The organism is Streptomyces sp. cg36 (assembly GCF_041080675.1).
Classification (GTDB): Bacteria; Actinomycetota; Actinomycetes; order Streptomycetales; family Streptomycetaceae; genus Streptomyces.
The window spans coordinates 1274985-1296136 of the sequence record NZ_CP163520.1 but is presented as its reverse complement, the minus strand read 5'-3'; the positions used below and the strand labels follow the sequence as shown (position 1 = coordinate 1296136).

Here is a 21152-nt window from a genome sequence, read left to right as displayed (position 1 = left end):
CAGGGGCCGCACCGGAATTCCCGGTGCGGCCCTTCGCCGTCGGCGCGTCAGTGGGGCGGCGCCGGGTGGGTGCGCGCGTAGTGGCGGCGGGCGCGGTCGCGGTTGCCGCAGTCGCCCGAGCTGCACCAGCGCCGGGTGCCCCCGCGCGTACGGTCCAGGAAGAACCAGCCTGGGCGCGGTGGCGACGACGGCCCTGCTCAGGGCGGTGGCGGGGTGAGGGGCCGCCGCCGGGGCGCCCCCGGATCAGACCGGCACGCGGGCCGGCTCCGGGGCGCGCGGGGCCGGGACCTGCGGGGGCTCCGCGCCGGTCAGCATGAGCACACCGCGCGCGGCCACCGCCGCCGCTGCCGCCGCCGTGAGCCAGCCCAGCGGTCCGCCGTGGAAGCGCTCGCCGAGCAGGGCCACGCCGATGACGGCGGCGGCGGCCGGGTTGGCCAGGTTCACCACGGCCAGCGGCGCGGCCAGTCCGCCGCGGAAGGCGGCCTGCGACAGCAGCAGCCCGCCCACCGCGAACGCCGCCACGATCAGGGCCAGCAGCGCCGTCTGCCACCAGGCCATCGGCCCGCCCGGCAGTTCCCGGGCGAGCGAGGCGGTGACGGTCTGGGTGAGCGCGGAGGCCACGCCCGAGGCGACACCGGAGGCGGTCGCGTGGCCGAGGCCGACGCGGCCCGAGCCCGCCCCGGCCCGGGAGGCCGCCGCGATCAGCAGCGCGGTGGCCGCCGCGACGGCGAGCCCCTCGCGCAGGCTGAGCGCGTCGCCGGGCGTCGCGGGCCCGGTCACGGCGATCAGGGCGGTGAGCCCCGCCAGCGTCCAGGCGGCGCCGCGCCACTCGCGCCGGGTGACCCGGCGGTGCTGGTAGTACGCGCCGATGGGCAGCGCCGCGACCAGCGTGAGCGCGCCCAGCGGCTGCACCAGGGTGAGCGGTCCGTAGTGCAGCGCGGCCACGTGCGTCAGGGCGCCGGCCGCGTTGAGCCCGACGGCCCACCACCACTGGGGCCGGGCCAGCAGGGCGGCCAGTCCGCCGCCCCCGTCGGCGGCGGCCAGCCGGGACTGGGCGACGGCCGCGAGCGCGTACCCGGCGGCCGAGCCGAGCGAGAGCAGGACGGCGAGGAAGGCGGACTCGTTCATCGCAGCGCCTCCGCGAGCACGGGTGCGTCGGCGGATTCGGAGACGAGGCCCGTGCGCCCGGAGGTCAGGGCGGATTCCGGGGCATGGGCGGTTTCGGGGGCCGCGTCGGGCCGGGGCGCGGGGGCGCGGTGCACCCGTACGGCGACGGTGCGGCCGTCGCGCACCCGCTCCGGGCGCGGCACGAGGAAGAGGGCGGCGCCGAGCAGCGCGGTCGCCACGAGCGCGTCCAGCCAGTAGTGGTTGGCGGTGCCGACGATCACCAGCAGGGTGAGCACCGGGTGCAGCAGCCACAGCCACCGCCAGCGGCCCCTGACCGCGGTGATCAGGCCGATCGCCACCATCAGCGCCCAGCCGAAGTGCAGCGAGGGCATCGCCGCGAACTGGTTGGCCATGGTGTCGGTGTCGGGCGTCGCCGCGTACACCGACGGCCCGTACACCTGCGCGGTGTCCACGAGCCCGGCCGAGGCCAGCATCCGGGGCGGCGCCAGCGGCAGCAGGATGTGCAGGGCGAGCGCGGCCGTGGTCACCAGGGCCAGGACCCGGCGGGACCAGAGGTAGTGGGCGGGGCGGCGCACGTACAGCCAGACCAGGAACGCGATCGTCGCGGGGAAGTGGACGGTGGCGTAGAAGGTGTTGGCGACGCGGACCAGCGTCTCGTCGTGGAGCAGGAGGCTCTGCACCGCGCCCTCGCCGGGCAGGTGCAGCGCGCGCTCCCAGTCCCAGACGCGGTCGGCGTTGTGGAAGGCGCGGGTCTCGTGCCCGTTCGCCAGCCGGCGGCCGAACTTGTACACGACGAAGAGCGCGGTCACGAGCAGCAGCTCGCGCACCAGGGGCGGCCGGGGGGTACCGGTCGTCTCCGGTCCAGTGGGACGGCGGGTCCCTGGACGTATACCGGCAGCCATTCTCCGGCCCCTCTGAGACGGGATTTCGAGCAGAAATCGGACAAGCAAACGTAGGAAGGCTAGATCGGATTTCATCGAGACGCAAACGTCTCGATACGTTTGCGTCTCGGTTGAGCGGGGCCTACTCTCGGATGTGCACCAGCACTGCCCCACGCACCGGAGGGACGCGATGTCGACGCAGGCCGCGACGGCCGCCGCACGCCGCAGCAAGCTCAGCCCCGAGCGGGAGCGGGAGCTGTACGAGGCGGTGCTCGACCTGCTGCGCGAAGGCGGCTACGACGCCGTCACCATGGAGGGCGTCGCCGCCCGCACCAAGTGCGGCAAGGCCACCCTCTACCGGCAGTGGAAGTCGAAGCCCCTCCTGGTCACGGCCGCGCTCGGGAACAGCCGCTGCTCGTTCTTCACCGGCATCGACACCGGGACGCTGGCGGGCGACCTGCGCGAGGCGGCCCGCGCGGCCTCCCGCCGCAAGGGCCGCGACTCCGAGCTGATGGAGGCCGTCGGCCAGGCGTATGTGATGCACCCCGACCTGCGCGACTCGCTGCGCGACGCCTTCCTGAACCCGGAGATCGCCGCGCTCGACGCGATGCTGCGGCGCGGCGTCGAGCGCGGCGAGGTGGCGGCGGACAACCGCGCCATCGGGTTCGTGGCCCCCGCGTTCATGGGCGTCCTGCGGGTGGAGCGCCTCTTCGAGGACCGTTTCGCCGGGGAGGACGCGTTCCTGACGTTCCTGGAGGCGGTCCTGCTCCCGGCGCTCGGCCTGGACTGACGCTCCGTCATATGGCCGCGCCGGGCGGTCAGACGGCCAGTACGGTCACGCCCGCCTCGGTGAACCGCGCGACCGTCTCGTCCGGGACGCCGCTGTCCGTGACCAGCGTGCCCACCTGGCCGGTGGGGCAGATCCGGGCGAAGGTCCGCCGCCCCAGCTTCGTCGAGTCCGCGGCCACCACCACCCGCTCGGCCCGCTCGCACAGCAGCCGGTTGATGCCCGCCTCGTCCTCGTCGTGCGCGGTCGCGCCGTGCGCCACGTCGAACGCGCCGACCCCGAGCACCGCCACGTCCATGGTGATCTGGTTCAGTACGCCCCCGGCCAGCGGCCCGGTGAGCTCGTAGGACTGCGGCCGGGCGACCCCGCCGGTCACCACGATCTTGAACTGGGGCCGTACGGCCAGCTCGTTGGCGATGTTCAGGGCGTTGGTGACGATCGTCAACGCCGGTGACCCGGAGGCCAGTTCGGGCCGGACCGCGAGGGCGCGGGCCACCTCGGTGGTGGTCGTGCCGCCGGTCAGGCCCACCGCCTCGCCGGGGGCGATCAGATCGGCCACCGCCTTCGCGATGCGCTGCTTCTCGGACGCCTGCCGGGCCGTCTTGTACCGCAGCGGCAGCTCGTACGAGACCCCGTGCACGACCGCGCCGCCCCGGGTCCGCACCAGCATCTGCTGCTCGGCGAGCTGGTCGAAGTCGCGGCGGATGGTCGCGGCGGAGACCCCGAGGGCCGTCGCCGCCTCCTCGACGTCCAGCCGGCCCTGCTCCACGAGCAGTTCGAGCAGCTCCTGCCAGCGGGCGTCGCGCGACATCCGGACCCTCTTCTCTCCCGTGCACTGGCGGCCATCCGAGCGCCGTCACCGTCAGTGATGACTTTAACCCACCCGTAGATGCTTGATTGTGCTTGAAAGCTAGCTATATTTTGCACAAACACGCATTCAGAGTGAGTGGGAGCCCGGCATGAGCCATGTCGAGAACGAACTCAGCAGCCAGCCCGAGTGCTGGAAGCGGGCCGCCGAGCTGGCGGTGCACCACAAGGACGCGCTCCCGGCGCCGGGGGAGCGGGTCGCGATCGTCGGCTGCGGCACCTCCCTCTTCATGGCGCAGGCCGTCGCCGCGCTGCGGGAGTCCTCGGGCCAGGGCGAGACCGACGCCTTCGCCGCCTCCGAGTACCCCCTGGGCCGCGGCTACGACCGGGTGGTCGCCCTCACCCGCTCCGGCACCACCACCGAGGTCCTGGAGCTGCTCGGCCGGGTGCGCGGCCAGGCCCGCACCACCGCCGTCACCGCCGACCCCGACACCCCGGTGATGCGGGCCGCCGACGACGTCGTGGTGCTGGAGTTCGCGGACGAGGAGTCCGTCGTCCAGACCCGCTTCGCCACCACCGCGCTCACCCTGCTCCGCGCCCACCTCGGGCTCCACACCGAGCAGGCGGTGGCCGACGCGCGCACCGCGCTGGCCGAACCGCTGCCCGAAGGGCTCGTCGGGCGCGGCCAGTTCACGTTCCTGGGGCGCGGCTGGACCGTCGGACTCGCCCAGGAGGCCGCGCTGAAGATGCGCGAGGCGTCGCTCTCCTGGACCGAGGCGTACCCGGCCATGGAGTACCGCCACGGCCCGATCAGCATCTCCACCGGCACCACCGCCACCTGGATGTTCGGCGAGGCGCCCGAAGGACTCGCCGAGCAGGTCCGGGCCACCGGCGCCCAGTGGGTGGCCGGACACCTCGACCCGCTCGCCGAACTGGTGCGGGCCCAGCGCCTGGCCGTCGCCGTGGCCGCCGCCCGGGGCCTGGACCCGGACCGCCCGCGCCACCTCACCCGCTCGGTGATCCTCGACGGCTCCTGACCCCAGCCGCACGCATCCGGAAGAAGAGGACAGGGAAGCACGATGCCACTCGCCCAGACCGGGGCCCTGGTCACCGAGGCCGCGGCCAAGCGCCGGGCCGTCGCCGCCTTCAACATCATCACGCTGGAGCACGCCGAGGCCGTCATCGCGGGCGCCGAGGCCGCCCGGTCGCCGGTCGTCCTCCAGATCAGCGAGAACGCGGTGAAGTTCCGCTACGGACGGGTCCTGCCGCTCGCCCGGGCCGCCGTCGCCGCGGCCGAGGCCGCCGCCGTGCCCGTCGCGCTCCACCTCGACCACGTCAAGCGCGACGACCTGCTGCGGCAGGCGGCCGACGCCGGGTTCAGCTCGGTGATGTACGACGGGGGCCAGCTCCCGTACGAGCAGAACCTCGCCGCGACCCGGGCCGCCGCCGATTGGGCGCACACCCAGGGCCTGTGGATCGAGGCCGAACTGGGCGAGGTGGGCGGCAAGGACGGACAGCCGCCGCTGGACGCGCACGCGCCCGGCGCCCGCACCGACCCCGAGCAGGCGCGCGCCTTCGTCGCCGAAACCGGTGTCGACGCGCTCGCCGTCGCCATCGGCAGCGTCCACGCGATGACCACCCGCACGGCCACCCTGGACCACGCGCTGCTGGCCCGGCTCGACGGGGCGCTGAACGTGCCGCTGGTGCTCCACGGCTCGTCCGGGGTCCCCGACGAGGAGCTGGCGGCGGCGGTCGCCGGCGGCATGGCCAAGATCAACATCGGTACGGCGCTGAACCTCGCCATGACCGACGCGATCCGCGCGTACCTCGCCGCCAACCCGGCGGCGGTGGACGCCCGCAGCTACCTCACGGTGGGCCGCCAGGCGATGGCCGACACCGTCACCCGGCTCATCGGGGTGCTGGCCGCGGACGGCTGACGCGCCGGGCACGGCCGCCGGGTCCCCTTCCCCGGGCCCGGCGGCCGTTCACGGGCGCCGAAAACGGTCCCCGCGCCCGCGATCCGCCCACACGGGGCACTTCCGGCCCTACCGGTGCTCTTCCGCCCCGGCGGCGCTTCGTACACGATGAGCGTGTGGACAGGCATGGGCACGCACGGCTCGACGCGCTCCAGCGCGACCCCTATCCGCACTACGCGCGCGCCCGTCGCGCCGAAGGGCTGACCTTCGTCCCCGAACTGGACGCCTGGCTGGTCGCCCGCGACGCCGACGTACGGGAAGTGCTGCGCCGCCCCGAGGCGTTCTCCTCCGCCAACACCCTGCGGCCGGACGTGATCCCGGGCCCGGCGGTCATGGCCGAACTCGGCACCGGCTTCGGCGGGCGCCCGGTCGTCGTCACCTCGGACGGCCCCCACCACCACCGGCTGCGCGCGCCCCTCGTCCACGGCCTCTCCCCGGCCCGGGTGGCCGCCGTCCTGCCGTACGCGGCCGAGCGCGCGGCCGAACTGGTCGACGCGTTCGCGGCGCGCGGGCGCGTCGAGCTCATGGGGGAGTTCGCGACCCGGCTGCCCGGCGAGGTCATCGGCCGGCTGATCGGCCTGGACCCGGTGGACGTGCCCGTCGCCGTGCACGGCGGCAACCGGGCCGAGGAGCTGCTGTTCCGCCCGCTGGAGGAGACCGAGCAGATCGCCGCCGCCCGCGACGTGGTGACCATGCAGCACCTGCTGGACACCTATCTGCGGGCCAGACGGGCCCGGCCGCGCGACGACCTGTGCACCGCGCTGCTCACCGCGCTCGCGCCCGGCACCGGGGAACTCACCCTGGAGGAGCGCCACGAACTCGTCTCCCACCTCCAGAACTTCCTCCTCGCCGGCCATCTGACGACCACCGCCCAGATCGGCACCACGGTCCTGCACCTGCTGCGCCACCGCCCCCAGTGGGAGCTGCTCTGCGAGAAGCCCGAGCTGATCCCCGCCGCGATCGAGGAGGCACTGCGCTACGACACGGCGCTCCAGGGCTTCCGCCGCATCACCACCCGACCGGTCCTGCTCTCCGGCACCGAACTGCCCACCGGCGCCTCGGTGTTCGTGGCGTTCGGCGCGGCCAACCGGGACGCCCGCCGCCACGACCGCCCCGACGTCTTCGACATCACCCGCAAGCCCTCCCGCCACCTCTCCTTCGGCCACGGCACCCACGGCTGCCCCGGCTCCCAGCTGGCCCGCGAACAGCTGCGCCTGACCGTGGACCTGCTCACCCGCCGACTGCCGGGCCTGCGGCTGCCCGAGGACGGACCGCCCCTCACCATGCGGCCCACGATGATCCACCGCTCGCCCGAGGAGCTGCACCTGGTGTGGTGAGCCCCGGGCGCGCCGGGCGCCCGACGCGGGGTCGCCGGGCCGCGGACCACCGCCTATCCTCCGATCATGCGTGTCGCCCTCTTCGTCACCTGCGTCAACGACGCGCTGTACCCGGCCACGGGCATCGCGACGGTGAGACTCCTCGAACGCCTCGGCGTGGAGGTCGACTTCCCGCCCGCCCAGACGTGCTGCGGACAGGCCCAGTACAACACCGGCTACCGCCACGAGACCGAGCCGCTGGTGCGCCGGATGGGTACGGTCTTCGAGGGGTACGACCACGTGGTCACCCCGTCCGGCTCCTGCGCGGCGATGGTCCGCGAGAACTACCCGCGCATCGCGCGCCGCGCCGCCGCCGAAGGCCGCGGCGACGGGCTCGGGGCGATCGCGGACTCGCTCGTCCCGCGCGTCCACGAGCTGTCGGAGTTCCTGGTCGACGTCCTCGGCGTCACCGACGTCGGCGCGTACTTCCCGCACACCGTCACCTACCACCCGTCCTGCCACGGCCTGCGCACGCTCGGGCTCGGGGAACGGCCGCGCAGGCTCCTCGAAGCCGTCCGGGGCCTCGAACTGCGGGAGCTGCCCGGCGCCGAGGAGTGCTGCGGCTTCGGCGGCACCTTCGCCCTCAAGAACCCCGACGTCTCGGCGGCCATGGGCGCCGACAAGGCCGACCACGCGCTGGCCACCGGCGCCGAGGTGCTGTGCGGCGCCGACAGCTCCTGCCTGATGCACCTGGACGGCATCCTGCGCCGCCGCGGCAGCCCGCTGCGCCCGCTGCACCTCGCCGAGATCCTGGCCGCCACCGAAGGGGAGCCCCACGTATGAGCGGCACGTTCGTCGGCATGCCCGCGTTCCCCGCGGCGGCCAGGGACGCGGTCCACGACCCGACCCTGCGCGCCACCCTGCGGCACGCCACCCACACCATCCGCGACAAACGCGCCAGGGCGGTCGCCGAACTCCCCGACTGGCAGCGGCTGCGCGAGGCCGGGAAGCGCGTCAAGGACCACACCCTGCGCCATCTCGACCGCTATCTGCTCCAGTTGGAGGAGTCCGTCGTACTGGCCGGGGGCACCGTGCACTGGGCGGCCGACGCCGACGAGGCCAACCGCATCGTCGCGGACCTGGTGAAGGCCACCGGCGAGCGCGAGGTCGTGAAGGTCAAGTCCATGGCCACCCAGGAGATCGGCCTCAACGAGGCACTCGCCGCCGAGGGCATCACCGCGTACGAGACGGACCTCGCCGAACTGATCGTGCAGCTCGGCCACGACCGGCCCTCCCACATCCTGGTGCCCGCCATCCACCGCAACCGGGGCGAGATCCGCGACATCTTCCGCGCCGAGATGGGCGCGTGGGGCCGCCCCGCCCCCGACGGCCTCGGCGACAGCCCCGCCGAGCTTGCCGAGGCGGCCCGGCTGCATCTGCGCGAGAAGTTCCTGCGCGCCAGGGTGGGGGTCTCCGGCGCCAACTTCATGGTCGCCGAGACCGGCACCCTCGTCGTCCTGGAGTCCGAGGGCAACGGCCGGATGTGCCTGACCCTGCCCGAGACCCTGATCTCCGTCGTCGGCATCGAGAAGACCGTCCCGACCTGGCGGGACCTGGAAATCTTCCTCCAGACGCTGCCGCGCTCCTCCACGGCCGAGCGGATGAACCCGTACACCAGCATGTGGACCGGCACGGCGGACGGGGACGGGCCCTCGGTCTTCCACCTCGTCCTGCTCGACAACGGCCGCACCGACACCCTCGCCGACGAGGTCGGCCGCCAGGCCCTGCGCTGCATCCGCTGCTCGGCCTGCCTCAACGTGTGCCCGGTCTACGAACGGGCGGGCGGCCATGCGTACGGATCGGTCTACCCCGGCCCGATCGGGGCGATCCTCAGCCCCCAACTGCGCGGCACCACCAGCGAGATCGACGCCTCCCTGCCCTACGCCTCCTCGCTCTGCGGCGCCTGTTACGAGGTGTGCCCGGTCGCCATCGACATCCCCGAGGTACTGGTCCACCTGCGCGAGCGGGTGGCGCGGCAGGGCGGCCCGGGGCACCGGGTGGAGAAGGCGGCGATGAAGGCGGCGAGTTGGGCGATGGACCGCCCGGCGGTGCTGGCCGCAGCGGAACGGGCGGCGACCCGCACCCGCCGCCTCCACCTCGCACGCCTGCCGGGCGCGGGGGCCTGGACGGCCGAGCGCGAGCTGCCCCGGATCCCGGAGAAGTCGTTCCGGGACTGGTGGAAGGAGCGGGAGGAATGAGCGGCCGAAGGCCGGACCCCACCCCCAGGTTCCCGTACGAAGGTGCCCGTATGAACTCCCGCGACCGCGTGCTGGCCCGGATCCGCAGCGCCCTCGCGGGTGCCCCCGACGCTCCCGCGGGGCCGCGCGACTACCTGGCCGCGCACGTCCCGGACGATCCCGCCGCCGTGCTCGACCTGCTCCACGAGAACCTGGCCGACTACCGCGCCCTCGTCCACCGCACGGACGGTGCGGGCCTGCCGGGGCTGCTGGCACGGCTGCTCGCCGCGCGCGGCTCGGCCACGGTCCTGGTCCCGCCCGGCCTGCCCCCGCAGTGGCTCGCCGGGACGGCCGCGACGCGCGTCGCGGACCGGGCGCACTCCACCGCCGCCGAACTCGACGAGGTCGACAGCGTCGTCACGGGCTGCGCCCTCGCCATCGCCGAGACCGGCACGATCGTCCTGGACGGCGGACCGGACCAGGGCAGACGCCGCATCACGCTCATTCCGGACCACCACGTCTGCGTGGTCCGCGCCCCCGAGCAGATCGTCGCGTCCGTACCGCAGGCGATGGAACGCCTCGATCCGGGGCGCCCGCTCACCTGGATCTCCGGGCCGTCCGCGACCAGCGACATCGAACTGGACCGGGTGGAGGGCGTCCACGGCCCCCGCACCCTGGAGGTCGTCCTGGTGGTGTCCTGACCGCGCCCACCCCGCCCTGACGGGGCGTCAGCGCGACCCGGTGAGCCGGGGCGCCTCGGCGCGGGCGTCGACCGGCCCCGGCAGCCGGGCCGTGAGCGCCTCGGCCCAGGCCGTCAGCGCGCCGAGGTCGATCCCGTACAGCGGTACCCCCACGTACCGCCCCAGCGAGTCGGTGCCCCGGGCGAGCAGCGCGGCGCCGCCCGTGGCGTTGCCGCGCGCGGCGTGCGTGAGGCCCACCGCGAGCTGGGCGAGCCCCCGCCACAGCTCGCGCTCGCCCTGCGGCCGCGACTTCCACGCGTCCTCGAACACCTCGTGCGCGTGGAACGGCATCCCCGCGTCGAGCAGCCGCTGCCCCTCCCGCACGGTCTCCTCGGGCGAGCGCACCACCCCCTCGGGCTGGCGCTCCACGCCCGGCGCGCCATAGGGCAGCGGCCGCCCGAGCCCGTCCCTGGGCCGGGCGTTGCGCGCCCGCCCCTCGCCGTCCCGGTCCCGACGCGAAGAAGTCACCATGCGTCCATTGTCCCCGAGACCGTTCCCCGTTCCGGAACACCGCCCTGAGTGAGGTATGGTTCTCATGCACGAGCGGCCAGGGGAAACCCCAGGTCAGACGGGCATCGGGACGTGGCGCAGCTTGGTAGCGCACTTGACTGGGGGTCAAGGGGTCGCAGGTTCAAATCCTGTCGTCCCGACTCGAAAGAGTCGTAGGCCGAGGGCCGTACCGGAGGAATCCGGTACGGCCCTCGGCCTTTTCCCGCGCTCCCGCCCGCACCGTCCCGGGTGACCGGCGCAAAACGCGTGGACCGGGCGGGGGCCGCCGCGGGACACTCCCTGTGCTCACCTGCCGGTCCGAAAGCACAGGGTTGGGGATGGGATCACCTGAATCGCACGAGGGACTGCCGAGCAAGGGCTCGGTGATCGTCGCCCTTCGGTACTACGGACGGGAACTCGCCCGGCTGCGGCGCCTGACCGCACCGGCGATGCTGCTGCCCGCGCTCGGCAACATCGGGATCCAGTACGTCGCGCCACTGATCGTCGCCAAGCTCGTCGGCCGGATCGCCGGGGACGGCGGCGGCCTCACCCTCGGCCCGGCCCTCCCGTACGTCCTCGGCTTCGCCGGTGTGCTGCTCTTGTCGGAGACGCTGTGGCGCATCGGGCTGCACTGTCTGAACCGCCTGGACGCCCGGGGCGTCGAGCACCTGTATGTCATCGGCATGGACGAGCTGTTCGCCAAGGACGCCGCCTTCTTCCACGACAACTTCGCCGGATCGCTGACCAAACGGGTCCTCAGCTTCGCCTCCCGGTTCGAGGACGTCGTCGACACGCTCACGTTCAACGTGGTCGGCAGCTTCGTACCGCTGCTCTTCGCGTCGGTCGTGCTGTGGCAGTACGACCCGCTGCTGGTGGCCGGACTCCTGGTGCTGATCGCGCTCACCGCGCTCGGCGTCTCCCCGCTGATCCGGCGCCGCCAGGCGCTGGTCGCCGAGCGCGAGCGGGCCATCGCCCGGATGTCCGGCCACGTCGCCGACAGCCTGATGAACATGGACACGGTCCGCTCGTTCGCCGCCGAGCCGCGCGAGGCCGCCGAGCACCGGTCCCGGGTCGCCGAATCACGCCGGCTCACCCTGCGCTCCTGGGACTACGGCAACCTGCGCATCGACACCCTGGTCGCGCCGATGTCCGTCCTCACCAACGTGCTGGGCCTGCTGCTGGCCCTCACCCTCGGCGGCGGACGGCACGGCGTCGAGGCGGTCATCGTCGCCTTCACCTACTACGCCAGCGCGACACGGATCATGTTCGAGTTCAACCAGATCTACCGCCGGCTGGAAAGCTCCATGACCGAGGCCGCGCAATTCACCGAACTGCTGCTGGAGCCGCCGACCGTACTCGACCCGCCCGCCCCCGAGCCCCTGCCGACCCGGGGCGCCGAGGTGCGCTTCGAGCGCGTCACCTTCGCCCACGGCGGCGCCGAGCCGCTCTTCGAGGGCCTCGACCTGGCCGTCCCGCACGGCACCAAGATCGGTCTGGTGGGCCGGTCCGGCGGCGGCAAGACCACACTGACCCGGCTCCTGCTGCGCATGACGGACATCGACGCGGGCCGCATCCTGATCGGCGGCCAGGACATCAGCCGGCTGCGCCAGGGCGAACTGCGCAGCCTGATGGCGTACGTGCCGCAGGACCCGGCGATGTTCCACCGCAGCCTGCGGGAGAACATCGCGTTCGCCCGGCCCGACGCCACCGACGCGCAGATCCGCCGGGCCGCCGAGGCGGCGCACGTCACCGAGTTCGCCGACGCGCTGCCCGACGGCTTCGACACCATGGTGGGCGAGCGCGGGGTGAAGCTCTCCGGCGGCCAGCGCCAGCGGGTCGCCCTGGCCCGGGCGATCCTGCGCGACGCCCCGATCCTGCTGCTCGACGAGGCGACCAGCGCGCTGGACTCCGAGAGCGAGATCCTCGTCCAGGACGCGCTGTGGCGGCTGATGGAGGGCCGTACGGCCCTGGTGGTGGCCCACCGGCTGAGCACGGTGGCCACCATGGACCGCCTGGTCGTCCTGGACCGGGGCCGCATCGTCGAACAGGGCAGCCACCAGGACCTGCTCGCCACCGGCGGCGCGTACGCCAAGCTGTGGAAGCACCAGTCGGGCGGTTTCCTGGACGGCTCGCCGGAGGGCGCGGCGCGGAGCTGAGTCCGCGGACGGGGGCGGCGGATCCGCCGGTCGCAACTGCGGGCTGCCCCCGGCTCAGCGGGGGGAGCTGATCTGGCCCGGGAACAGCCCGCGTTGCCGTCGACGACGGTGCCGACACCGTGCCACGGTTCCCGGGCACGGTGCTGAAACCGTATCGCCGGGGCGGCCCGCCGCCGAGCCGGGTTGCGTGGCCGTTTCACGCACTGGTGGCGACGGGTGTGGTCAGGGGGTTCCCAGGGTCTGGGAGGGGAGTTCGCCGTAGCGCCTGCGGTAGCCGTCCGCGAAGCGGCCCAGATGGGTGAAGCCCCAGCGGTAGGCGGACTCGCCCACGGTGAGCCGGTGGGGTTCGCTCTCGCGCAGCTCCGCGTGGACCCGGGCCATCCGGACGTCACGCAGATACGCCATCGGGGACATGCCCATGTGGCGGCGGAAGCCCTCCTGGAGCCAGCGGGCGCCGACCTGCGCTATGCCCGCGAGCTCGGTCGTGGTGAACGGGTGCTCGGGGCGGGCCTGTATCGCGTCCACCACCCGCTTGACCGGGCCCGGCGGCGCGGCGCGGGCCGGCTTGTCGAGCTCGTCGCGGTAGCGGTGCCCGGTGGCCAGGAGCAGCCCCGTCAGCAGCGCGTCGCGCAACTGGGCCGCCATCAGCGGGTGGCTCAGCGAGCCGTGCTCGTTGTCCATCTCCTGGACGACCAGACCCACCAGCCGGGCCCAGCTCAGCCCCGGTCCCCGGGTGAGGTCGAGTTCGGGCGACAGGTGCATCCCGGCCGGGACCGAACGGTCCAGCAGCGTCTCCAGATGGCGCTCCAGCTCCGGGGCGCCGATCTTCACCGCGAACAGGCGGCAGTCGCGGTTCCACCGCTCCAGCTCCGTCGTGCCGTACGGATGGAACACGGCACCCTGCTCGGGCGTCGCCGTGGCGGAGCCCCGGCCGCCCTGCCGCCAGGAGAGCTGCCCCGAGACGGGCAGGTCGACGTGGTAGGAGCCCAGGTCGCCGAAGCGCATCCGGACGTCGGCGCCGCAGCGCAGGTCGCCCACGGTGACCGGCCCCAGCCGCACCACCTCGAAGGCGGCCTCCAGCCCGTGGTCGCGGTCCACCAGATCGATGGAGTTCGCGTAGAACGTCTCACCGATCGCCTGCCGGGCCTCGTCGAGGTCCCGGGTCCGGATCGAGTGCCGGGGCGCCGGTACCACCGGCCGCTCCCGTGTCTGCCAAGTCGCCTGCATGGGGCACATCTTCCCGGTGCGCGGGCCCGGCCGTCACCTCCCGGGCGGCCGGGCCCGACGGGTGCCCGACGCATTCCGGCCCCCGGCCCCGCCCCTTCCGACATGTCCGGCCCCGCCCGTCAATTACCGGGAAATGTGGTGAACGAGTCGTACGCTGAGGCGGTTATCGGCCAACGGTAATGGGGTCGATTCCACCATTCCCCGGCCCGTGCGTCAGGGTCCGCGGGGCGACCGGCGGGAGAGGCGATGCGCGAGATCAGCCGAAGGGGACTGCTGGGGGCCGGACTTGGTGTCGCGGCGGCGGCCGGCGCCGCCGGTCTCGCCGGGTGCGGCACGGCCGGGCCGGACGGCGCGCAGTCCCCGGTACCACCGCCGGGCAACGGCCCCGGCCATCCGGCCGCCCCCAACGCCCCGGCGAAACCGCAGGCCAGGCTGATCGGTGACGGCTCGACGGCCGATACGGGAGAGCAGCCGCACCAGCCCGGGAAGCCGGTGCCGCTCGAAGCCGGGCAGACCCCGCCGCAGTTCGTGGTCTTCTCCTGGGACGGGGCCGGAGAAGTCGGCAACGGCCTCTTTCCGCGCTTTCTGGAACTGGCCCGCAATCACGGCGCCTCGATGACGTTCTTCCTTTCCGGGCTCTATCTGCTGCCCGAATCCCAGAAGTCCCGGTACCGCCCGCCCAACAATCCGGTCGGCGCCTCCGACATCGGCTATCTCACCGACGAACACGTGCGCGAGACGCTGAAATACGTCACCGAGGCGTGGTACGACGGACACGAGATCGGCACGCACTTCAACGGCCACTTCTGCGGCGGCGCCGGGTCGGTGGCCCACTGGTCGTCCGACCAGTGGAACAGCGAGATCGAGCAGGCCGTCTCCTTCGTCACCGAATGGCGCACCAACACCGGCCGGCACGACCTGCCGCCGCTCCCGTTCGACTACCGCAAGGAACTCGTCGGCGGCCGCACGCCGTGTCTGCTGGGCCAGAACAACCTGCTGCCGACGGCGAAGCGGCTCGGCTGGCGCTACGACGCCTCCTCGCCCGGTGGCCTCCAGCGCTGGCCGGACAAGCGGCTGGGCGTCTGGGACCTGCCCCTGCAAGGCGTGCCCTTCCCCGGCCACTCCTTCGAGGTCCTGTCGATGGACTACAACATCCTGGCCAACCAGTCGAAGAACACCACCCGCGGCATGCCCTCGCGCTACCCGGGCTGGCGCGAGCAGGCGACCGGCTCCTACCTCGCCGGGTTCCAGCGCGCGTACGAGACCAACCGGGCGCCCTTCTTCATCGGCAACCACTTCGAGGAGTGGAACGGCGGGATCTACATGGACGCCGTCGAGGAGGCGCTGAAGGCGATGGCGGGGAAGCCGGACGTACGCCTCGTCTCCTTCCGGCAGTTCGTCGACTGGCTCGACGCGCAGAACCCCCGGGTGCTGGACCGGCTGCGCGCCCTGGAGGTGGGCCAGGCCCCACCGGGCGGCTGGAACGCCTACTTCAAGGCGGCGTGAGCCCCGAGCGCCGTCCGCGCCCCGTGCTCACCGCGGCCGGTGGCCGTGGATCCGCTCTCCGTCCCCCTCCTCGGTACGCACGCGGGGCGCGGCCACCACGGCCGCGAGGGTCAGCCAGAGCGCCGCGAACAGCCAGCCGCCGAGCACATCGCTCGGCCAGTGCACCCCGAGGTAGATCCGGGAGAGGCCGACCGCCGCGCCCCACGCCAGGATCAGCACGGCGGCCGGGCGGGTGGAGGCGGTGTGGCCGCGACTGGCCACCGCCCACACCAGCAGGCCCGCCGTCAGCGCGGACGTGGTGGAGTGGCCGGACGGGAAGGAGTGGCCGGACGCCGGGGTGGCCCAGTCGGCCAGGGCCGGGCGGGGACGGGCGACGGCGGTCATCACCCCGTACCGCACGGCCTGGCCCAGGGCGAGGACGGCGAGGGCGCCGGCGGCGGCGCACAGCCGCCCCCGGGCGTCGCGCCCGGCCAGCAGCCCGGCGCCGACGGCCAGCAGATAGGGGAGCGGCCCGGTGCCGGTCGCGGTGAGCGCGCGGGTCGCCGCCAGCGCGACCGGCGGCCGGTGGCCGACGCTCCAGACGTGCAGGGCCCCGTCGCCGGGCAGCGGTGCCCCGTCCCGTACGGCGACGGCCACCGTGAGCAGGACGAAGAGCAGCAGGCAGAGCGCCGCGCCGGCGAGCCGGGCCCGGGTCACCTGGCGGTCACCAGCGGGCGCAGCCGGGTGGTGCCGAGGCGCTCGACCAGCGGGGTGGCCCGGCGCGCGAGCAGCGCGAGGACCAGGGCGGCCACCGCGCCCACCAGCAGGCCGACCGCGATGTCGTGCGGGTAGTGGGCGCCGATCCAGACCCGGGAGGCGGCCATCAGCAGGGCGGCGGGCACCGCGATCGCGCCGAGCAGCCGGTCGGTGAGCAGCAGGGCGACGGCGGCTGCCGCGGCGATCGCGGCGTGGTTGCTGGGGAAGGACCAGTCGCCCAGGGGCGGACACGCCTCCACGGTCACCACGTGCAGGGTCCGGCAGGGGCGCTGTTCCTGGACGGCCATCTTGAAGACGTCGTTGAGCGCGTAGGCCGCGACCACCACCAGGGGGGCCGCCAGCGCGGTGGCCAGCCGTGCGCCGCCCCTCGCGCGGGCCCGCCACCAGGCCAGGACCATCAGGACCGCGAAGAGCCCCAGACCGTAGTCGGACCAGAGGCGGACGGCGGTGTCCAGCGGGCCCGGGGCGTCCTGCGCGAGTTCGGTGACCCAGGTGTAGAGCCCGTTGTCGAAGTGCATCAGCGGGCGTCCTCGGTGGTGGTGCGGGCGGTGGCGGCACGGGCCCGGCGGGCGCGCAGGACCTCCAGGGCGAGCGGGGTGAGCGAGACGGCCACGACCAGCGCGACCAACGGCAGCAGATAGCGGTCCACGTTGGGGATGGAGGAGCCCAGCGCGTAACCGCCGAGCACCAGGCCGACGGTCCACACCGCGCCGCCCGCGATCTGCCACAGCGTGAACACCCGGGCCGGGACGCCGAGGGCGCCCGCCAGCGGGTTGAGCACGGTGCGGACGATGGGCACGAAGCGGGCCAGCACGATCGCCTTGGCCTGGCCGTACTTCGCGAGCAGCTCCTCGGCGCGGGCCGCACCCTCGTGGAGCTTGCGGGAGCGGCTGCGGGCGAGCAGGGTCCGGCCGCCGCGCCGCCCGATCCAGAAACCGGCCTGGGCGCCGACGAGCGCGCCCGCGACGGCCGCGAGCAGGACCTGGGGCAGCGACAGGGACACCGGCCCGTCCTCGCCGGGCACGCACAGCAGCCCGGCCGTGAACAGCAGTGAGTCGCCGGGCAGGAAGAAGCCGACGAGCAGCCCGGTCTCGGCGAACAGCACGACGGCGATGCCGATCGCGCCGAAGGCGGAGAGGAGCGAGCCCGCGTCCAGCACGTTCACGGCCTGCGGGGCGGCGGCGAACAGGGGTACGGCCATGGCGGTGGGCCCTCCCATAATGGTCTGCGGATCCCGGGCAGCGCCGGGCCCGACTGACTACAGTGGTGTAGACGGTCTACAGAACTGTAGACGAAAGATCCTGGAGGAACGTTCCCATGGGCGTCATGGACGGGCCCGGCCACGGCGCCGACCGCGCGGAAAGCGACGCGCGGCGGCCCGCCGGGGAACTGGAGGCGGGAGTCCTCGCCGCGCTCTGGGCGGCCGACGGCCCGCTCACACCCGGCGAGGTCCAGAGCGCGCTCGGCGGCAGCCTGGCGCGCACCACGGTGACCACGATCCTCACCCGGCTGTACGAGAAGGGCGCCCTCACCCGGGGCCGCTCCGGCCGGGGCTTCGCCTACACCCCCACCGAGGACTCGCCCGGCCTCACCGCCCGCCGGATGCACACCGAACTCGCCAAGGACGAGGACCGCTCCACGGTCCTCGCCCGGTTCGTCTCCCAGCTCAGCGACGAGGACGAGCGGCTGCTGCGCGCCCTGCTCGACGGCGGCGACCACGGACAGGGCGACACCCACGGCCACTCGGCCGCACCCGCCGAGGCGATATCCGGCGAACGCGACCGCTCCGGCCGGACCCGCCCCGGCCGCACGCTCCCCGGAGGTGACCGGGGATGATCTTCGTGGTGTGGATCCCGCTGCTGGTGCCGTTCCTGGCCGTGCCGGTCGCGCGACGGCTCGCCGAGGCCCTGCCGCCCCGGCCCGCCGCCTGGCTGCTGACCGGAGCCTCGGCCGGTCTCGCCCTCTGCTCGGCCGCCGCCCTCGCGCTCCTGGCCACCGCCGGAGCCCTGCGCCTGCCGTTCGTGGCCGCCCTCGGCCATCTGGTGACCCCGCTCGCCGCACTGCCCGACGCCCTCGCGCTCCCCGCCGCCTGCGCCGCCACCGCGCTGCTGGCCCTCAGCGCGCTCGCCCTGGCCCGCACCGCCCGACGCCAGGTCCGCGAAGTACGCGCCGCCCACCGCCGCCTCGCGCCCGCCACCGGTGAGCTCGCCGTGCTGCGCGACCCCAGCCCGGACGCGTACGCGCTGCCCGGCCGACCCGGCCGCATCGTCGTCACCACCGGGATGCTGCACGCCCTCCAACCGGCCGAGCGCGAGGCCCTGTTCGCCCATGAGCGCGCCCATCTGCGCGGCCGACACCACCTCTTCCTCGCCGCCGCCGAACTCGCCGCGCATCTGCACCCCGCGCTGCGCGCCCTGCGCGCCCCGCTCGAATTCGCCCTGGAGCGGTGCGCCGACGAGGCCGCCGCCCGAGCCGTCGGCGACCGCGCCGTCGCGGCCCGCGCCATCGGCCGTGCCGCCCTCGCCGGCCGGGCCGGCGGCGCGGCGCCCCGGCCGCGCGCGGTGCTCGCGGCAGCCGCGGGACCCGTGCCGCGCCGGGTCGCCGCCCTGCTCGACCGGGGCCCGGCCGCCCTCCCGCCGCTCTCGCGCGGGGCCCGGCTGATCGCGGTCGCCCTGCTGGCCTGCCTCGGCGCCTCCACCGTCTCCGCCCTCGACGCCGCGGCCGATCTGCACGGCGGCATCGAGACGGCCCAGGGCGAGGGCTGACCCGCCCGTCGGCCTCGGGCGAACCCCAATGGCCCAGCAACGCTGAGACCCGCCGCCGCGCGCCCGCGAGAGTGGAACCCGTACGTACGGGAACGCGTGCACGGAGCAGTGCACCGGGCACCGGTCGACGGCCATCGCGGAGGCAGCCATGACATGCATCAACCGGCGGGACCTCGGACTGCTGGTCCTGCGGGTGGGCACCGGCGCCGTCCTCGCGGCACACGGCACGCAGAAACTCTTCGGCTGGTTCGGCGGCGGCGGCCTGGACGGCACGGCCGCCGCCATGGAACACATGGGGTTCCGGCCCGGCAAGCAGAGCGCGGTCGCCGCCGGGCTCGGCGAGGCGGGCGGCGGCGCGCTGCTCGCCCTGGGCCTGGCGACCCCCGTCGCGGGAGCGGCGGCGGCCGGGGCCATGGCGGGCGCGGTCGCGGTGCACGCCCCGGCCGGTTTCTTCACGGCGAAGGGCGGCTTCGAGTACCCGGCGTTCCTCGGCTTCACGGCCGCCGCGATCGGCATCGCCGGGGCCGGACGCTACTCACTGGACCACGCCAGCGGCCACGTGGTGGACCGCCCGTGGACGGTGGCGCTGGCGTTCCTGGGCAGCGCGGCAGCCGCCGCCGCGGTGGTCGGCCGCCGGGCCAAGGAGCGGGACGAGGCCGACGACGAGGCAGCGCGAGCGGAGCGGGACGGGGCGGCGGAGCCGGATCCGGCGGGGTGACGGGTGGTGGCTGTCGGGTGACAGCTGACAGCTGACGGGTGACGGCTGTCGGGTGACAGGTGACAGGTGACAGGTGACAGCTGTCGGGTGACGGCTGACAGGTGACAGCTGACGCCGTCTGTCCGCCCACCTGCTGTCCGACGCTGTCCGACCATTCGCCTGCCGCCTGCCGCCTGCCGCCTGCCGCCTGCCGCCTGCCGCCTGCCGCCATTCGCCTGCCGCCCCCCTGTGGGCCCCGCCGCTTCGCACCCCACCCCGGCCCCACCCCGGCCCCGTCCCGCCCCCGCCGCCCCGTACGCTGTCAGGCGACGGCGCGTACCCCGACCGGGGGCGCGACCCTTTGTCCGGCGGGAGTGACGCTTTGCTGCGCACCATGTTCAAGTCCAAGATCCACCGTGCCACCGTGACCCAGGCCGACCTCCACTACGTGGGGTCCGTCACGGTCGACGCCGAGTTGATGGAAGCCGCCGATCTGCTGCCCGGCGAGCTCGTCCACATCGTCGATATCGACAATGGCGCCCGCCTGGAGACCTATGTCATCGAGGGCGAGCGCGGCTCCGGTGTCATCGGCATCAACGGCGCCGCCGCCCATCTCGTCCACCCCGGCGACCTGGTGATCCTCATCAGCTACGCCCAGGTCGACGACGCCGAGGCGCGCACCCTGCGGCCCAGCGTGGTGCACGTCGACGCCGACAACCGCATCGTCGAGCTCGGCACGGACGCCTCCGCCCCGGTGCCCGGCACCGACCAGCGCCGCAGCCCGCAGGCCGTGGCCCCCGACGCCCACTCGTAGTACCGACGTACCGACGTACCGATGCGCCGACGTACCGACGTATCGATGTACTGATCGGTACCGATCCGGGAGACCGTCATGAGCGCCGCACCCGCTGTCCCCGACACCCCCGCTGCCCCCGACGTCCCCGGTGCCCGGCCGCAGGGTCCTTCGGTGCGGGGCGGTGAGCTGTGAGCACGCTCGCGCTGCTGCACACCTCGGCGGTGCACGTGCCCGTCTTCGACGCGCTGCGCGACGAGGACCACCCGGGCCTGGAGCTGCGCCACCTCGTGTACGAGGAACTGCTGGGCCGGGCCCGCGAGTCGGGCCCGGCCGCCGTGGCCGGGGCCACCCGCGACGTGATCGCGCGGGCGCTGGAGGAGGGCGTGACGGCGGTGCTGTGCACCTGCTCGTCGATCGGCGCCGTCGCCGAGGAGGCCGGGGCCGAACTCGGCGTACCCGTCCTGCGGTCGGACCGTCCGATGGCCGCGGCGGCCGTCGCGCACGGCCCGGACATCGTCGTGCTGGCGACCGTGGAGTCCACCGTCGGCCCCACCACGGAGCTGATCCGCGAGGAGGCCGCCGCTGCGGGCCGGGAGATCTCGGTGCGCACGGTGGTCGCCGACCGGGCCTGGCCCCACTTCGAGAAGGGCGACCTGGAGGGGTACTACCGGGTGGTCGCCGAGGAGCTGGAGGCCATCGTGGAGGGGGACGTCATCGTCCTCGCCCAGGGGTCGATGGCCCCGGCCGCCCAGTACGTCGCGTCCTCGGTCCCGGTCCTGTCCAGCCCGCGCCTGGGCCTCGCGGCGGCGGCCTCTCTGGTGTGAGCACGCTGGTGTGAGCTCTCCGGTGTGAGTGGCCGCCGCCCGGGCGGGAGTCGGAGGCGGGCCG

Annotated in this window: 22 protein-coding genes, 1 tRNA gene and 1 pseudogene; 15 read left to right on the top strand and 9 right to left on the bottom strand. The window is 74.3% G+C overall.

What is annotated here, in order from left to right:
- Positions 1 to 47: 47 nt before the first annotated feature.
- The 3 genes and pseudogenes from AB5J87_RS05795 to AB5J87_RS05785 form a co-directional block, all read right to left on the bottom strand.
- Positions 48 to 161 (bottom strand): annotated as a pseudogene (locus AB5J87_RS05795) (CGNR zinc finger domain-containing protein); the annotation flags it as partial.
- 82 nt (positions 162 to 243) lie between these two features.
- A complete protein-coding gene (locus AB5J87_RS05790) occupies positions 244 to 1128 on the bottom strand; it encodes a DMT family transporter (protein WP_369374655.1) in 885 nt (294 codons plus the stop codon).
- Positions 1125 to 2030 carry a phosphatase PAP2 family protein gene (locus AB5J87_RS05785; protein WP_369374653.1) on the bottom strand — a complete coding sequence of 302 codons (906 nt, stop codon included), beginning with the start codon at positions 2028 to 2030 and terminating at the stop codon, positions 1125 to 1127. Before AB5J87_RS05785 ends, AB5J87_RS05790 begins: the two co-directional genes overlap by 4 nt.
- A 169-nt stretch (positions 2031 to 2199) precedes the next feature.
- Between AB5J87_RS05785 and AB5J87_RS05780 the strand changes: the two genes are divergently transcribed.
- Positions 2200 to 2799 carry a TetR/AcrR family transcriptional regulator gene (locus tag AB5J87_RS05780; RefSeq protein WP_369374651.1) on the top strand — a complete coding sequence of 200 codons (600 nt, stop codon included), beginning with the start codon at positions 2200 to 2202 and terminating at the stop codon, positions 2797 to 2799.
- 28 nt (positions 2800 to 2827) lie between these two features.
- Here AB5J87_RS05780 and AB5J87_RS05775 read toward each other — a convergent pair whose 3' ends face one another.
- The gene (locus AB5J87_RS05775) at positions 2828 to 3607 is read right to left on the bottom strand and encodes a DeoR/GlpR family DNA-binding transcription regulator (RefSeq protein WP_369374649.1); all 780 of its coding nucleotides are present in this window, start codon (positions 3605 to 3607) and stop codon (positions 2828 to 2830) included.
- 148 nt (positions 3608 to 3755) lie between these two features.
- Between AB5J87_RS05775 and AB5J87_RS05770 the strand changes: the two genes are divergently transcribed.
- From AB5J87_RS05770 to AB5J87_RS05745, 6 genes are all read left to right on the top strand, one after another.
- Complete coding sequence (locus tag AB5J87_RS05770; protein WP_369374647.1) at positions 3756 to 4640, top strand: SIS domain-containing protein; 885 nt, start codon at positions 3756 to 3758, stop codon at positions 4638 to 4640.
- Between the two features lie 42 nt (positions 4641 to 4682).
- Positions 4683 to 5540 (top strand): ketose-bisphosphate aldolase, encoded by an 858-nt coding sequence (locus tag AB5J87_RS05765; RefSeq protein ID WP_369374645.1) that lies wholly within the window; start codon positions 4683 to 4685, stop codon positions 5538 to 5540.
- A gap of 155 nt (positions 5541 to 5695) precedes the next feature.
- Positions 5696 to 6916 (top strand): cytochrome P450, encoded by a 1221-nt coding sequence (locus AB5J87_RS05760; RefSeq protein ID WP_369374643.1) that lies wholly within the window; start codon positions 5696 to 5698, stop codon positions 6914 to 6916.
- Positions 6917 to 6982: 66 nt separating this feature from the next.
- Positions 6983 to 7738: a (Fe-S)-binding protein gene (locus AB5J87_RS05755; RefSeq protein ID WP_369374641.1), complete on the top strand. Its 756-nt coding sequence runs from the start codon at positions 6983 to 6985 to the stop codon at positions 7736 to 7738.
- On the top strand, positions 7735 to 9153 hold the full coding sequence (locus AB5J87_RS05750; protein WP_369374639.1) for a lactate utilization protein B: 1419 nt from the start codon (positions 7735 to 7737) through the stop codon (positions 9151 to 9153). Before AB5J87_RS05755 ends, AB5J87_RS05750 begins: the two co-directional genes overlap by 4 nt.
- Before the next feature lie 50 nt (positions 9154 to 9203).
- Positions 9204 to 9833: a lactate utilization protein C gene (locus AB5J87_RS05745; protein ID WP_369374637.1), complete on the top strand. Its 630-nt coding sequence runs from the start codon at positions 9204 to 9206 to the stop codon at positions 9831 to 9833.
- A gap of 27 nt (positions 9834 to 9860) precedes the next feature.
- Here the strand turns inward: AB5J87_RS05745 and AB5J87_RS05740 are convergent, their stop codons facing one another.
- Positions 9861 to 10340, bottom strand: a complete 480-nt coding sequence (locus AB5J87_RS05740; RefSeq protein ID WP_369383365.1) for a DUF309 domain-containing protein — start codon at positions 10338 to 10340, stop codon at positions 9861 to 9863.
- A 108-nt stretch (positions 10341 to 10448) separates the two neighbouring features.
- On the opposite strand from AB5J87_RS05740, the gene AB5J87_RS05735 reads away from it, so the two are divergent.
- Both AB5J87_RS05735 and AB5J87_RS05730 read left to right on the top strand, forming a co-directional pair.
- Positions 10449 to 10522, top strand: a tRNA-Pro gene (locus AB5J87_RS05735).
- A gap of 177 nt (positions 10523 to 10699) precedes the next feature.
- A complete protein-coding gene (locus AB5J87_RS05730; RefSeq protein WP_369374634.1) occupies positions 10700 to 12517 on the top strand; it encodes an ABC transporter ATP-binding protein in 1818 nt (605 codons plus the stop codon).
- Between the two features lie 222 nt (positions 12518 to 12739).
- On the opposite strand, the gene AB5J87_RS05725 is transcribed toward AB5J87_RS05730, so the two are convergent.
- The gene (locus AB5J87_RS05725; RefSeq protein WP_369374631.1) at positions 12740 to 13744 is read right to left on the bottom strand and encodes an AraC family transcriptional regulator; all 1005 of its coding nucleotides are present in this window, start codon (positions 13742 to 13744) and stop codon (positions 12740 to 12742) included.
- A gap of 246 nt (positions 13745 to 13990) precedes the next feature.
- Between AB5J87_RS05725 and AB5J87_RS05720 the strand changes: the two genes are divergently transcribed.
- The gene (locus tag AB5J87_RS05720) at positions 13991 to 15250 is read left to right on the top strand and encodes a hypothetical protein (RefSeq protein WP_369374629.1); all 1260 of its coding nucleotides are present in this window, start codon (positions 13991 to 13993) and stop codon (positions 15248 to 15250) included.
- Between the two features lie 27 nt (positions 15251 to 15277).
- Here AB5J87_RS05720 and AB5J87_RS05715 read toward each other — a convergent pair whose 3' ends face one another.
- The 3 genes from AB5J87_RS05715 to AB5J87_RS05705 are packed head-to-tail and all read right to left on the bottom strand — an operon-like array spanning position 15278 to position 17207.
- Complete coding sequence (locus AB5J87_RS05715) at positions 15278 to 15946, bottom strand: phosphatase PAP2 family protein (RefSeq protein ID WP_369374626.1); 669 nt, start codon at positions 15944 to 15946, stop codon at positions 15278 to 15280.
- Positions 15943 to 16524, bottom strand: a complete 582-nt coding sequence (locus tag AB5J87_RS05710; protein ID WP_369374624.1) for a phosphatase PAP2 family protein — start codon at positions 16522 to 16524, stop codon at positions 15943 to 15945. Before AB5J87_RS05710 ends, AB5J87_RS05715 begins: the two co-directional genes overlap by 4 nt.
- The gene (locus AB5J87_RS05705; protein WP_369374622.1) at positions 16524 to 17207 is read right to left on the bottom strand and encodes a DedA family protein; all 684 of its coding nucleotides are present in this window, start codon (positions 17205 to 17207) and stop codon (positions 16524 to 16526) included. Before AB5J87_RS05705 ends, AB5J87_RS05710 begins: the two co-directional genes overlap by 1 nt.
- 125 nt (positions 17208 to 17332) lie before the next feature.
- On the opposite strand from AB5J87_RS05705, the gene AB5J87_RS05700 reads away from it, so the two are divergent.
- The 5 genes from AB5J87_RS05700 to AB5J87_RS05680 all read left to right on the top strand — a co-directional run bounded on the left by AB5J87_RS05700 (position 17333) and on the right by AB5J87_RS05680 (position 21088).
- Positions 17333 to 17842, top strand: a complete 510-nt coding sequence (locus AB5J87_RS05700; protein ID WP_369383363.1) for a BlaI/MecI/CopY family transcriptional regulator — start codon at positions 17333 to 17335, stop codon at positions 17840 to 17842.
- The gene (locus AB5J87_RS05695; RefSeq protein ID WP_369374620.1) at positions 17839 to 18771 is read left to right on the top strand and encodes a M56 family metallopeptidase; all 933 of its coding nucleotides are present in this window, start codon (positions 17839 to 17841) and stop codon (positions 18769 to 18771) included. The genes AB5J87_RS05700 and AB5J87_RS05695 overlap by 4 nt, the downstream gene beginning before the upstream one ends.
- A gap of 148 nt (positions 18772 to 18919) precedes the next feature.
- On the top strand, positions 18920 to 19489 hold the full coding sequence (locus AB5J87_RS05690; protein ID WP_369374617.1) for a DoxX family membrane protein: 570 nt from the start codon (positions 18920 to 18922) through the stop codon (positions 19487 to 19489).
- A gap of 361 nt (positions 19490 to 19850) precedes the next feature.
- The gene (gene panD, locus AB5J87_RS05685) at positions 19851 to 20282 is read left to right on the top strand and encodes an aspartate 1-decarboxylase (protein ID WP_369374615.1); all 432 of its coding nucleotides are present in this window, start codon (positions 19851 to 19853) and stop codon (positions 20280 to 20282) included.
- Positions 20283 to 20452: 170 nt separating this feature from the next.
- Positions 20453 to 21088 carry an aspartate/glutamate racemase family protein gene (locus AB5J87_RS05680; RefSeq protein ID WP_369374613.1) on the top strand — a complete coding sequence of 212 codons (636 nt, stop codon included), beginning with the start codon at positions 20453 to 20455 and terminating at the stop codon, positions 21086 to 21088.
- The last annotated feature ends 64 nt before the right edge of the window (positions 21089 to 21152 follow it).

Bases quoted from the DNA above. Each gene is read 5' to 3' on its own strand.
- AB5J87_RS05790 (WP_369374655.1), bottom strand. From the start codon at position 1,128: ATGAACGAGTCCGCCTTCCTCGCCGTCCTGCTCTCGCTCGGCTCGGCC.
- AB5J87_RS05785 (WP_369374653.1), bottom strand. From the start codon at position 2,030: ATGGCTGCCGGTATACGTCCAGGGACCCGCCGTCCCACTGGACCGGAG.
- AB5J87_RS05780 (WP_369374651.1), top strand. From the start codon at position 2,200: ATGTCGACGCAGGCCGCGACGGCCGCCGCACGCCGCAGCAAGCTCAGC.
- AB5J87_RS05775 (WP_369374649.1), bottom strand. From the start codon at position 3,607: ATGTCGCGCGACGCCCGCTGGCAGGAGCTGCTCGAACTGCTCGTGGAG.
- AB5J87_RS05770 (WP_369374647.1), top strand. From the start codon at position 3,756: ATGAGCCATGTCGAGAACGAACTCAGCAGCCAGCCCGAGTGCTGGAAG.
- AB5J87_RS05765 (WP_369374645.1), top strand. From the start codon at position 4,683: ATGCCACTCGCCCAGACCGGGGCCCTGGTCACCGAGGCCGCGGCCAAG.
- AB5J87_RS05755 (WP_369374641.1), top strand. From the start codon at position 6,983: ATGCGTGTCGCCCTCTTCGTCACCTGCGTCAACGACGCGCTGTACCCG.
- AB5J87_RS05750 (WP_369374639.1), top strand. From the start codon at position 7,735: ATGAGCGGCACGTTCGTCGGCATGCCCGCGTTCCCCGCGGCGGCCAGG.
- AB5J87_RS05745 (WP_369374637.1), top strand. From the start codon at position 9,204: ATGAACTCCCGCGACCGCGTGCTGGCCCGGATCCGCAGCGCCCTCGCG.
- AB5J87_RS05730 (WP_369374634.1), top strand. From the start codon at position 10,700: ATGGGATCACCTGAATCGCACGAGGGACTGCCGAGCAAGGGCTCGGTG.
- AB5J87_RS05725 (WP_369374631.1), bottom strand. From the start codon at position 13,744: ATGCAGGCGACTTGGCAGACACGGGAGCGGCCGGTGGTACCGGCGCCC.
- AB5J87_RS05720 (WP_369374629.1), top strand. From the start codon at position 13,991: ATGCGCGAGATCAGCCGAAGGGGACTGCTGGGGGCCGGACTTGGTGTC.
- AB5J87_RS05710 (WP_369374624.1), bottom strand. From the start codon at position 16,524: ATGCACTTCGACAACGGGCTCTACACCTGGGTCACCGAACTCGCGCAG.
- AB5J87_RS05705 (WP_369374622.1), bottom strand. From the start codon at position 17,207: ATGGCCGTACCCCTGTTCGCCGCCGCCCCGCAGGCCGTGAACGTGCTG.
- AB5J87_RS05700 (WP_369383363.1), top strand. From the start codon at position 17,333: ATGGACGGGCCCGGCCACGGCGCCGACCGCGCGGAAAGCGACGCGCGG.
- AB5J87_RS05695 (WP_369374620.1), top strand. From the start codon at position 17,839: ATGATCTTCGTGGTGTGGATCCCGCTGCTGGTGCCGTTCCTGGCCGTG.
- AB5J87_RS05690 (WP_369374617.1), top strand. From the start codon at position 18,920: ATGACATGCATCAACCGGCGGGACCTCGGACTGCTGGTCCTGCGGGTG.